This window comes from Paenibacillus sp. CH40 (assembly GCF_024213605.1).
GTDB classification, from domain to species: Bacteria; Bacillota; Bacilli; order Paenibacillales; family Paenibacillaceae; genus Paenibacillus; species Paenibacillus polymyxa_B.
In genome coordinates, this window is record NZ_JANAVQ010000003.1 from 142,560 (window position 1) to 154,950 (window position 12,391).

Consider the following 12,391-nt stretch of genomic DNA (forward strand, 5'->3'; position numbering starts at 1 on the left):
TATAATACATTCGAACTTATTAGTTCAAATAATACTGATTAGTTCACAATTTCAATTATGACCCTATCGGAAGGATTGATAATCATGAATAAACAACGGGCCATCATCATATTCACTTTATCCCTGAGCATCGCAATGACCGGATGTTCTACAGAAAAAAAAGATGCCGCTCTAGGCTCATCTGCACAGCCAACCGTTGTGCGCACCGCAATCGTCAAATCCACGCCACTTCATACGGCCTATAACTTGTCAGGCACTCTTCAGGCTTATGAGGAGAACACACTGGCTTTCCAAAATGGAGGCACTGTAGCCAGTGCATATCTCACTGTCGGTACTGCTGTACAGAAGGGCGCCGTTATTGCTAGTCTGGATGACGCTGACTACAAGCTTCAGGTGGCACAGGCGACAGCCTCCATCTTGGAGGCACAGGCTGGTATTGATAACGCACAGGCTAATTTACAGGCTGCTACCTCCGCGATTCAATCCGCCGATGCCGGCATTACAGGAGCTCGCGCGAATGTTAACAAGGTCAATAAAGGCGCACGTGCTCAAGAGAAGCAACAAGCGCAAGCTACTGTAGATAAGGCACAAAGCGCTTATAACAAGGCCAAGACGGATAGCGAGCGTACACAGAAGCTATTTGAGGCAGGAGCTGCTACCGCATCAGATAATGAAAATGCTCGCCTGAATGCTACCGCAGCCCTGAAAGACCTAGAACAAGCCAAGGAATCCCTGTCCCTTTTGCTGGAAGGAGCCACAGCCGAAGATCATCAATCCGCCCAAGCTTCCTTTCAAGATGCGCTTGCAGGTAAAAGCAAAGCCCTCGCGGCCAGTGAACAGGCTGCAGCTTCCCAAAAACAAGCCCATGCCAACTACGAAAAAGCCCTTGTTGCCAAGGGGCAGGCAGAACTTGCACTTTCACGCACACGTCTAATCTCTCCTGTGAACGGTGTAATCTTAGACAAAATCGTGAATACAGGTGATTTGGTCGCGTCAGGGCAAGCCGTCTATCGCATAGGCTCCATCGACCGCCTCAAAGTACTGCTTCCTGTACCAGACAGTGAAATTAAGGATTGGAAAAAGGGTCAACAAGTAGAAGTGGCGCTCTATGAAGAGACTCGTCAAGGTACGGTGTCTAACGTCTATCCTTCGACCAGCACCGACACGGGAAGGGTTAACGTAGAGATTGTTATAAACAATCCACAGCGAGACTGGTTACCCGGTCAGGTCATTAAAGCTGCTCAACAGGTGACCGACAAGAATGGGATTCTCGTTCCTGCCGAAGCAGTCATTAACACGGGAAGCAAGCCTTTTATTTTCAAAGACATTCAAGGAAAAGCTGTTAAAACCCCTGTGGAGCTTGGTAATCAGGTTGTAGATAATCAGTTGCAAATCGTATCGGGACTTCGTGAAGGCGAACGTATTATCGTTAAAGGGGCAGAAAACCTGTTTGATGGAAATGCGATTCAGTCGGAGGAAGGCGGACGCCCATGATTGAGTACATCGTAAAAAAACGAAAAATTACATTGCTGTTTTTTGTCATGCTGATTTTGGTCGGAATCTTCGGCTTTTTCCAGTTACCACAGCAGGAAATGCCGGATGTCACCATACAAAATGCCACGGTAACAACAGTCTACCCTGGTGCTTCACCACAAAAAGTAGAACAAACCGTAACCAAAGAGCTGGAGAAACGCATTAAGGAAGTTGAAGGTGTTAAAACGATTAGTTCGACTTCTGGTAACGGATTCTCCTCTATTTTAATCGAATCCAAAAACGGAGTTGATCCTCAAACGGTTTGGGATAATATGCGTAAAAAAGTGCAGGATGCACAAGCTGATCTTCCTCAAGGCGCTGAAGTGCCTGTTGTAAATGACAAGCTAACCAGCTCTTTTATCGGCTCCTATGCCCTAACAGCTGACTCTTCCGCACCACTGTATAAACTAAATGATTTAACAACAACTTGGAAAGATCAACTCAACACCATTTCTGGCGTATCTAGCGTCAAATTCAATGGTCTCCCTGATCAAGAAGTACGTGTTCATATTGACAACCAGAAGCTTCAGCAATACCAGCTGTCATGGGGACAAGTAGCTCAAGCGATCCAGTCTCAAATTGATCGGGTTCCTACTGGTAATATTGAATACAACGGACGTACCTATCAACTTATTGTTCGCGAAACCGAAAAAGCTGATGAATTGAATCAGGTCCTTTTGACACGCACCAAAGAAGGTAATCCTGTATATTTGAGAGATGTCGGCACAACGGAGCTGGCACATCCTAATACAGAATACTTTGCCTATGTAGAGGGTAAACCGGCCATTACGCTAAGTATTGGAGCAGAAACAGGCACAGATATCCCTTCTATGAGCGAAAAGGTCAATACCAAGCTCAAAGAACTGGAGAAAACACTTCCCGCAGGTGTTCACTTTCAAACTCTTTTTGCACAAAAGGATCAGGTAAGCCATATCTTTGACGACTTAAAGCGTGAAACGATTCTTGCGATTGCGGCCGTTATTCTCGTTTGTATGTTGGGGCTGAATTTGCTCACCTCTGCATTTGTTGCACTGGCCATTCCTATTTCGGTTTCGATTGCCATTATCTTTTTGCCTATGTTCGGCATCACTCTAAATCAGATTTCCGTTGTCGGTCTGATCATCGTACTCGGCATACTCGTGGATGATGCCGTAGTTGTAAATGATAATATTGAGCGTAGACTTACGGAATTAGGAGAATCACCCTCAGTCGCAGCTGTAAAAGGTACCAAAGAGGTCATGCTTTCTATTTTGGTTGCAACTCTGGCTACCATCTCAGCTTTCGCGCCATTGTTGTTTCTTCCTGGAAATGTAGGTGCCTTTATTAAACCTATTCCTGCTATTGTCTCCCTGACCATGCTTGCCTCTATGATCATGTCGCTCACCATCATCCCTATTTTTCGAGAATGGTATGAGAAGCGCAGACAGGCTCGTCACCCTCAGGGTAAGTCTAAACCAGCAGGCTTGCTCGGTCAGCAGATTCATTCTTTAAACAAGCTCTATTCACAAAAACTGATGCCTAAGGTCATTCAGCGTCCCTTGTTGACAGCCATGGTCGGACTCATGCTTGGAACAGCCGCCTATGGATTAGTTCCCTTTACCTCAGTTGAACTTTTTCCTGAGTCGGAAGATCCTCATGTTGCACTAAATGTAAAAATGCCTGTAGGCACTTCAATTGCGGAAACCGACCAGGTCGTTAAAGACCTGGCAGGCTGGGTGAAAAAGCAACCTGAAACTTCCAAGGTCGTCTACAGCGCTGGAGGGACTGCCCCACAACTGTTTAGTGACATTAATAGTTCGGGTGGAAATATTAGTTATAACGAAACGGTGGGGCAGATTGCTGTCGTCGGCAAAGAAAACGTATTCGATCTCAATACGACAGTTGATGCTTGGGAACAACATGTTAAGAAATCCTACCCTGGAGTTACAGTTACGATGTATGTTCCTCGTCTCGGGATTCCAGTGGGTAAGCCCGTTTCTATTCGTATCTCAGGTCAGGATCTGAATGAACTGCAAACCCTTGCCCAGAAGGCAAAGGAGCAGATCGCGACAGTAGAAGGCACAACAGGCATCGTGGATGATATAGGAATTGAACGATATGCATTGGAGCTTGAGGTCAACAAACAAGCGATGGATCAATACCTGGTAAGTTACACAGATTTGACTCGCACCCTGCTTCTATTAAAAGAAGGAGCCCAAGTCAGCCAATTTGATACTGGAAACAGTCTGGTAGATATTAAAATGTATTTGAATCACAGCGACGAGGAGCCAAGTAAGCTTTTCCAACAATTAAGTGTAGTTAATGCAGCTGGTAAGCAAATTCCATTAAACCAGCTTGTCCAGATTAAGCCGTCATTTGCTATTCAGCAAATCAAGCATTACAATATGGAGCGGACGATTACGGTGGAAGCCGATTTGAACGGACGAACTGCAAGCGAAGCGATGGTTGATGTTGAAAGTAAGCTGGCGCAAATGAAGTTCCCAGAAGGCTACAAATGGGAGGTTGGTGGGGAAACCTCTGACCAATCGACCATATTCAAGGACTTAGGACAGCTGGCGATCGTTGTAGTCTTGCTCATTTTACTCTTGATTACTATGCAATTTTATTCTCTCTCCATTCCTATTATTATTATGACGACCGTGTACCTAGCAGCAGCCGGCGGGATTATTGGTATTTTCTTGACCGGTATGCCTATTGGTTTTATGAGCATCATGGGAATTATTGCACTCGCGGGCATTGTTGTGCGGAATGGGATTGTGTTAATTGAATTTATCGAGGATGCACGACATGAAGGAATGGAATTAAAGGAAGCCGTAATACAGGCGGCCGCTGCTCGCTTCAGACCGATTTTATTGACATCTTTGGCAGCTATTGTAGGTATGATTCCATTAGCACTATTGGGAAGCCTGCTCTTTAAGCCACTGGCGTTTACCGTCATTTTTGGTTTGTTATTCTCGACCTTGTTAACCTTGTTTGTCGTGCCGTCCTTGTATATGATCATGGCCAAGTACAAGATGCGCCGTCAACTCAAAAAACAGCAACACACAGTTATCACACGTGACCAACCTTTGTGATGTATGAAGTGAATTCGATGCTGTCGAGTTGGCCGGTCCCTAGGGGGAAGTATGTATGGAAAGTAAGAAAAATGATATTTTACAGGCAGCCATTCGGCTGTTCTCCAGAAAAGGCTATTATTCAACATCTGTTGAAGAAATCGCCAAAGAAAGTGGGATGGCGAAGGCATCCTTCTATAAATATTTTCAGGGAAAAGAAGAACTTCCTCTAGAAATGTGTATCATTCTGGAAAATAACATTGAACAAGACATCCGGGCTCTCTACAGCAAACCTAATCTTTCTAAGCACGATAAACTGCACGGTTTTATTGTACTTTACTTGAAAAATCTCGTTGAAAACAAAGTGTATCTCATGATGGATCTTCCTGAGCCTTCCATGCTTATTTTTCAGAATGAACAACTTAATTACGCATTCGAGAATCATGAATACAAATTGTACAGATGGGTTCGCGACTGCCTGATCGATATTTTTGGACCGAGCATTGAAGATCATGCATGGGATATGACCTTTGTACTTAAAAGCATTGTGTTTGAATATATTCGCTTCTTTGCCGATCGGATGAATGATGAAACGATTGAACATCTAACACAGTTTATTATCTTCTTATCCAGTTCCTTGGCAACCAGCCTGAACAATGCTGATTCAGCTCCACATTTGTTCTGGAGCAAGCAAGGCTGGTTACCTGAAAGTGCTCTAAGTAACCCCTTTGACCAAGGCCGTCAAATTAACAGCCTTCTCCACTCCTTGGAAGACAGTATACTGCTGTCTTCGTGGAGTTCAGAGGAGAAACAGGAGTGTCAGCAAATCTACGCTCATTTAAAGGAAGAGGCTCTGAAATCGAACCCTCAAAAAGGCCTCCTGAAAGCCCTTTTTGCGTATTTGGAGCAGTACAAGGAACTGCAAAAGGTTTGTCGTTTACTTAAAAATTTATTGGACCATGCACCGATATCCGAGTAGTCACTCAGTATTCGGTACTTCGGTGCAAATTCATACTTAACAGCGAAACACATCAAAAAAAGACTGTTCATGCAAAGCATGAAACAGTCTTTTTGGGTTATTGCTTTTATTTTGATAATATACGAGGAATTACAGCCCTGCTTGTTCTTTTAGAATTTCAGCTTTATCTACGCTCTCCCATGGTACATCCAAATCTGTACGGCCAAAGTGACCGTAGGCAGCAGTTTGCTTATAAATTGGACGACGCAGATCCAACATGCGAATGATGCCTGTTGGGCGCAGATCAAAGTTATTTCGGATCAATTCAACTAGCTTCTCATCGCTTACTTTACCCGTACCGTATGTATCGACGTTAATCGAAACAGGCGTAGCTACACCAATGGCATAAGCAAGCTGAATTTCCACTTTGTCTGCCAATCCAGCTGCCACGAGGTTTTTCGCTACATAACGAGCAGCGTAAGCAGCGGAACGGTCCACCTTGGTCGGATCTTTACCGGAGAATGCTCCCCCGCCGTGACGCGCATAACCACCATACGTGTCCACAATAATTTTACGGCCTGTTAGACCTGCATCTCCTTGAGGACCACCGATAACAAAGCGTCCTGTCGGATTAATGTAATATTTGGTTTGCTCATCCAGTAATTCGGCAGGAACAACTGGCAAAATAACCTTTTCTTTGATATCTGCTTGAATTTGCTCCAAAGTAGTATCCTCCGCATGCTGCGTAGAAACCACAATAGCATCAATACGAACAGGTTTACCATTTTCATACTCTACCGTTACTTGGGTTTTGCCGTCTGGACGAAGGTAATTCAGTGTTCCATCCTTACGTACTTCAGACAAGCGTCGTGCAATACGGTGAGACATAGCGATAGGCAAAGGCATCAACTCAGGTGTCTCGTTCGTAGCAAAACCAAACATCAATCCTTGATCTCCAGCCCCAATGTTTTCCGTTTCTTTATCTACTTCGGCAGGATCACGGCTTTCCAAGGCAGCATTAACCCCTTGAGCAATGTCCGGCGACTGTTCATTCAAAGAAGTCAATACAGCGCAAGTATTATAGTCGAAACCGTATTTCGCACGTGTATAGCCAATTTCCTTAATCGTATTACGTACAATGGATGGAATATCCACGTATTCCGATTTGGAGCTGATTTCACCAATGACGAGAACGAGACCAGTAGCTACCGATACTTCACATGCTACCCGTGCATTAGGGTCATTAGCCAGAAAGGCGTCCAATACAGCATCGGATATCTGATCACAGATTTTATCCGGATGGCCTTCTGTTACAGACTCGGACGTGAACAAATGGCGGCCTTTTACAGACATGAATTTCAACCTCCCACAATTAAAATACATGAGGATTTATTAAAAAATCCTGACATGGCAATGGCATTATTCAGATACCTTCAAGCCAACAAATGGCGGGAGATATCTTGTTACCTTATTAATAAAAAATGAACCTTTTCCGGTAGGAAAAGGTTGCGTACAAGCCTCAAATGCCATGATATCCTATTTAAAACAAGGTGTCAATTCGTGCAGCCTAATTACAACATTCGAAATTGAGGTAAGTTTACATGCAAATCATTTTCGATTCACATGTAAATAACCCCAGTTTATACGCTACTATATGTTAAAAAACTGTAGAAATTATTGCTATTTACAATGTACCAAATTCAGATAAGCTACGTTCAGCAGATTGTATCAGTCGCTTAGTAATTTCACCACCAACTGAACCGTTCTGTCTTGAAGTCAAATCACGCCATGCTACATTTTGGCCCCCCGCAAACTCCCCCAATTCTGCAGCAAATTCACTGTCAGCATTGGGATGTATATGAGTATATTGAGGATTATAAACTGGTAGCCCAAACTCAGCAGCGATCTCATACTTCAAATCATCTAACCTGGCACGGCTTTCGGGAATTAATCGTCTTTGACCTCTTGACGCCATCGTATACACCCTCCACTAAACATATTGTCTTTCATGGGGTTAGTGTGCAGCGATTAGGTTCAATTTAGCCAAGAACAATTTGCTATCCCAAGCAGTATTTAAGAAAAAGGCCACCGAAAGCAGCTTATATACAAAAACAGTTTATTGAACAGTGTAACCGCCTCGTACCATAACGACCAGACCAAACTTCTGACCTTCTTTTACTTGAATACCTCTTCCTTCTCTAGGAAAGGATAATAAATGATTTTTTTCGACAGCCTGATTATGGACAATTTCCGTTCCAGAAGTAATATCAATAGCACCACTGGCATCCATACTATACACAACAGCATAACCATTACGTAAAATAAACTCTGACCCTGCTTTGGCAATCAGTTTTTGACCAGGCTTTACATCAACTACCTTTAAAGCCTCTGTCTGCTCTGGTGTGAAAGTTTTTCCTGCACCAGAAGCTCCTGACGCTGTTGTGTTAGAAGTAGTGTTTGTTGTTGGAGTTGTTGGAGTAGTCGAACTAGTCGTTTTACTACTCGTATTACTTGCTGGTGCTCCGCCTTTAATTGCCTGAGCAATTTTTTGGTCAACATAGCTTTTGGTTACGACTGGATCATCAGCTGTGCCAGGTTGTCCAGAACTGGAGGCACCATTAACTGAATTGTTCATTAAGGAACCAGCAACAATTCCTCCACCAAGTAAAACAGCAGCCAGCGATACTTTATAGCGTGATTTCATGAAATCCTCCTACTGCAGGTTATAACAAGTATAGTTAGGCATAAATTATTGCGCGCTTGCTCCAGCGGAACCTTGCATAGCCCAAGGCTTATTGAAAGCCAGCTTCAAAGTATCAATATTTGCAACTATATCTTCGGCCTGTTGCTCAGCAGTAGTGACTTTCAAATTAGCTTCATAAACCTGAAGCTCTGTAGCCAACCCAACATCAAATTGTTTCTTAGCCATATCAGCCGCACTTCTAGCACTCACCAAGCCAGCTTGAATCTGTGAATATTGACTTTCCAACGCTTTGATGTTGTTATAGATTGTTCTTACTGCTTCTTCGAGTTGTCTCTTTGTACCCTCTGTTGCATACTGAGCTTTCTCGACATTAAGTTGTTCAGCTTCATAAGGCGTATTTCCTGGAGTACTAAAGTTGTAAAGTTTCAAACTCAATTCAGCTAAATCCACTTTTTGCTCACTCAACCAAATGGCAGTACTGCTAGTAAGTACTTGGCTTACTTTAGTTTCCACATTATCTTTAAACTCATAATAGACAGGCTTATCCTTCAATTCATAACGTTGCTCCGGTTTGTAGCCAATCACTTGGTTCAACGACACATAAGCACTATCCAAATCTTTTTTTGCTTTTTCTAAAGCAGCTTGATTTTGAGTCACCTGATTGGTTGCTTGTGTAACCTCATAATCACTCGACATTTGATTGTCTCTTTTAATTTGTGCAACTTTTAGCTTGCGCTCCGCATCTTCAATATTCAATGCAGCCAACTTGACGGCATTCTGCTTTTGAAGGAGCTTGTTATAAAGATCCTTTACGTTATATTCAATACCTTCTTTGGTCATATCCAAGTTCTTTTTAGCAGCCTCGTAGTTAAGGTTAGTCTGAGCATAACCTTTGAAAGCTTTATCAGAAGCTTCATCACCTGCTTCTGCTGGAACAAAGTCAATATTCTTGCCAGCTTCCTTCATGATTTTCCCAGTTTGATCAATATTCGTTTCTGCTGTTTTAACTGTAGTACTATCAGCTATAGCCAGTTTAACTGCATCATCATAGGTCAACGAATCATTATAATAGGTATCATAAGTAACTTGAGTCACAGGAGCTGTGAGAGGCTTGCTGGACAAACTATTGGCTTCGCCAACTGTACTTCCATCTACTTGGTTTGAAATAGTAATTGTACGTGTACTTTGATCCCAATTTACTTTGGCGCCTAATGATTGGCTCACAAAACGTAAAGGAACAAGTACTTGACCCTTTTGAATTTGAGTCGCTGCATCGAGCTGTACAGGATTACTATTTTTATAAGCAAGCTTGGAACCAACATTTAAAGCCAATGTATCTTCATTTTTAGATGCTGTCACTTTTTTAGCTTTGCTGTCCCAATCGACTTTCGCACCCAAGCTTTCGAAAACACCACGGAGAGGCACCAAGGTTGTATTTTGACTAACAACTGGGGACTGGGTATATTGCTGTGTTACACCGTTAATAATAACCTTTATATCACCTGGTTGAGCTCCTGCAAGACTGGCGAACGCAGAAGAAAGAACCAATGTGGACAGTACTGCCACTCCAAAACGTTTCATAATTTCTCTCCTTTGTCAATAAGACTAATAAAAGAAAAGGGCTCCAAAAGGAACCCTCTTCTCATCTAATTCAGTTAACTCAAAAGAGTTGCTCTTAAATTAGTTGTTGTTTTCAACAGTTACTGTTTTAGCAGTTGCATCATAGTTGATGGATGCATCCAGCGCTCTGCTCACCCAGAAGATAGGCAGTACAGTACGGTTTTTGTTAGTTACAGCTTTAACGTCCATACGAACCACAGAACCGTTAATAGTCAACAGGTTTGTGTTCAGTTTGATTTGAGCAACGCGGTCACCTTTAATCAGGGTAACTGTGGAAGTTGCTTTGTCAAACAGGATGTTTTGTGGGGATACACCCAAAGCTTCAGCTGCATAACGTACTGGCAAGTAAGTGCGTCCGTTTTCAGCATAAGCAGCTACATCAGAAGTTTTACTTTCGCCGTTCACAGTGTAGGAAGTGCTTCCCAGTGTGAAGACAGCTTTAGTTTTAGTAGCACCTGGAGCTGGAGTTCCAACAGTTGCGATTGCTACTTCAGCAGCTGCAGTGTTGTTGTCTTTCCAGTTTTGAGTGTTGTCAGTTGCGCCTTTGTATGCAGTGTAAGAAACTGCGCTACCTTTCAGCTTAGCAACGATGTCACCTTGAGCTACAGTACGGTCAACAGTCAGCTTAGGAGCCGAGATTGTGATTGTACTTGGAGTAGCACTTTCGCTGTCGATGTAGAAGCTCAGACGGCCTTTGTTGCTTTCGCCGTAAGTATCAGTAGATACGCTCTTCACTTTAACGTCACCAGCTGTAACTTTTACTTCTGGAGTAGAAGCAAAACGTACGCCTGTTGGCAATTCCAAGATTACTTCACGGCTACCGTCTTTCTTAACGAAAGCTTCTTTAGCAGCTTCAGTGATTGTGATATCGCCAACTTGTTGATCGCCCAGACCGATTGTCAGGGTTGGTTTGGAAGCAGCAGCCAGAGTAACTGCTTGTTTCACAGTTGCAACCTTAACAGTACCGCTCAGACCTTGGCTACCAGCAACATCAACGTTCAGATCGCCGGAGAAACCTGGTTGCGTAGCAACTTCAACGTTTTTCAGTTTCAAAGTACCAGCATCAGTTGTGCTGTTAGCGCTGTTGAAAGTCAATTTCAAAGTACGTTTGTCAGAGTCAGTATAGGAAACTTCTGCTCCGCCCAAACCGTTAGTGTTCTCCATAGAACCGGAGAAGTTGCTTCCTGGGGTATTGCTTTCAAAAGTTGACTGCCAACGAGCACCTTCAGGCAGACGCAAAGTTACAGTACGTCCTTTTACGAAAGAACCAGCAACAGTTTCTTTAATTGTTACATCACCAATTTTTTGCTCATCATGACCAGCAAGAATTGTTGTTGGAGTAGCAACGGAAACGCCACCACCGATTTGACCATAGCTACCTACTACGAGGGAGCTAACATCAGTTGTTGCATTACCAGAGATACTAACTGTTACGTCGCCTTCTTTAGCACTGTTTTCATCATCAACATAGAATCCTACAGGCAATTGGAAAGAAGTTTGAGCATCACTTACTGTTTTCAAAGACAAAGTAAGAGTATCGCCATCAGTAGAGTAGTTCACATCTGATGGTTTAATTGCTTTGTCTGTCTTGGAAGTAAACAAAATAGTAGCTGGGGATTTAGGAGCTGAATCCCATTTGAAACCGCTAGGCAATTTCAATTTAATGTTATTATTACCCAAAGAACCAGCAGTTTCTTCTTTAACTTTCAAAGTTGCAGTAAAGTTTTCTTCACTGGAAACTGTATCAGCAGCAGACAAAGATACTTGACCGGAAGAAACTACGTTTGCAATTGTTGCTTCACCGCTAGTAAAACCACTTGCAGAAGCTGCATCAAAAGTAGCTTTTACAGGTCCATTGCTAGGTCCGTTAACATTAATTTTACCAAAGTTCAGGTAAAGATCAACGCTATCTTTAGAGTTAGTAAAGTTGAAAGTCACTTTTGCAGAGTTATTAGTGAGTTTCTCTACAGTCACACCTTCACCCGGAACATATCCTGTTTCTGCACGAGCTGCAGCATCATCATTGTTATCGCCTGGATCAACGTAAACACCCAAACCATAAGTAGAATCAATAGCAGTAGGAACAACACCAGGATCAGTAGCGAATTCAAAGCCTTTAGGCAATGTAACTGTGAAAGATTCATTCTTACCAACAGAAGCTTGGCTTACGTTAACTTTCACTCTACCCAGAGTAGTGTTAGTAGTTTGGCTCGAACCAATACTAGGAGTATTAACAGCAACATAGCTAGAAGCCGCATGAATTGCAGTTGGTGCAGTCAATGCTGCGATTGGAGCTGCTACACCAGCAACCAATGTTGCTGTTGCCAGCACGTTGATCATTTTTTTATTAAACTTTGTCATAACCTTTTTTTCTCCTCCTTGAATATAACCAGAAATATTATTTTTGTCTTTTTGTCGGATCTTGTCACTCATCAGTCGTTACACCTCCTTTCCGAGCTTTATGAGAACCCTTATAAAATGATATCTGTGACAATATCACAGAAGCTTGGAATCTAGTTGAAA

General features: G+C 42.9%; 8 protein-coding genes. 3 read left to right on the forward strand and 5 right to left on the reverse strand.

Annotated elements, in window-relative coordinates; translation table 11 throughout:
- Positions 1–84 precede the first annotated feature (84 nt).
- Genes NLX73_RS10620 through NLX73_RS10630 form a run of 3 tightly spaced genes read left to right on the forward strand, consistent with a single transcriptional unit; the run spans position 85 to position 5,565 of the window.
- Positions 85–1,494, forward strand: a complete 1,410-nt coding sequence (locus NLX73_RS10620; protein ID WP_254326128.1) for an efflux RND transporter periplasmic adaptor subunit — start codon at positions 85–87, stop codon at positions 1,492–1,494.
- A complete protein-coding gene (locus tag NLX73_RS10625) occupies positions 1,491–4,607 on the forward strand; it encodes an efflux RND transporter permease subunit (protein ID WP_254326129.1) in 3,117 nt (1,038 codons plus the stop codon). The genes NLX73_RS10620 and NLX73_RS10625 overlap by 4 nt, the downstream gene beginning before the upstream one ends.
- Positions 4,608–4,662: 55 nt before the next feature.
- Positions 4,663–5,565 (forward strand): TetR/AcrR family transcriptional regulator, encoded by a 903-nt coding sequence (locus NLX73_RS10630; RefSeq protein WP_254326130.1) that lies wholly within the window; start codon positions 4,663–4,665, stop codon positions 5,563–5,565.
- 129 nt (positions 5,566–5,694) lie between these two features.
- On the opposite strand, the gene metK is transcribed toward NLX73_RS10630, so the two are convergent.
- The 5 genes from metK to NLX73_RS10655 all read right to left on the reverse strand — a co-directional run bounded on the left by metK (position 5,695) and on the right by NLX73_RS10655 (position 12,301).
- On the reverse strand, positions 5,695–6,897 hold the full coding sequence (gene metK, locus NLX73_RS10635; RefSeq protein ID WP_013312298.1) for a methionine adenosyltransferase: 1,203 nt from the start codon (positions 6,895–6,897) through the stop codon (positions 5,695–5,697).
- A gap of 331 nt (positions 6,898–7,228) precedes the next feature.
- On the reverse strand, positions 7,229–7,519 hold the full coding sequence (locus NLX73_RS10640) for an alpha/beta-type small acid-soluble spore protein (protein WP_061831635.1): 291 nt from the start codon (positions 7,517–7,519) through the stop codon (positions 7,229–7,231).
- Between the two features lie 141 nt (positions 7,520–7,660).
- The gene (locus tag NLX73_RS10645; protein ID WP_254326131.1) at positions 7,661–8,248 is read right to left on the reverse strand and encodes a hypothetical protein; all 588 of its coding nucleotides are present in this window, start codon (positions 8,246–8,248) and stop codon (positions 7,661–7,663) included.
- Positions 8,249–8,293: 45 nt separating this feature from the next.
- Positions 8,294–9,829 carry a stalk domain-containing protein gene (locus tag NLX73_RS10650; RefSeq protein WP_254326132.1) on the reverse strand — a complete coding sequence of 512 codons (1,536 nt, stop codon included), beginning with the start codon at positions 9,827–9,829 and terminating at the stop codon, positions 8,294–8,296.
- 99 nt (positions 9,830–9,928) lie between these two features.
- Positions 9,929–12,301, reverse strand: a complete 2,373-nt coding sequence (locus NLX73_RS10655) for a copper amine oxidase N-terminal domain-containing protein (RefSeq protein ID WP_254326133.1) — start codon at positions 12,299–12,301, stop codon at positions 9,929–9,931.
- Positions 12,302–12,391 lie beyond the last annotated feature (90 nt).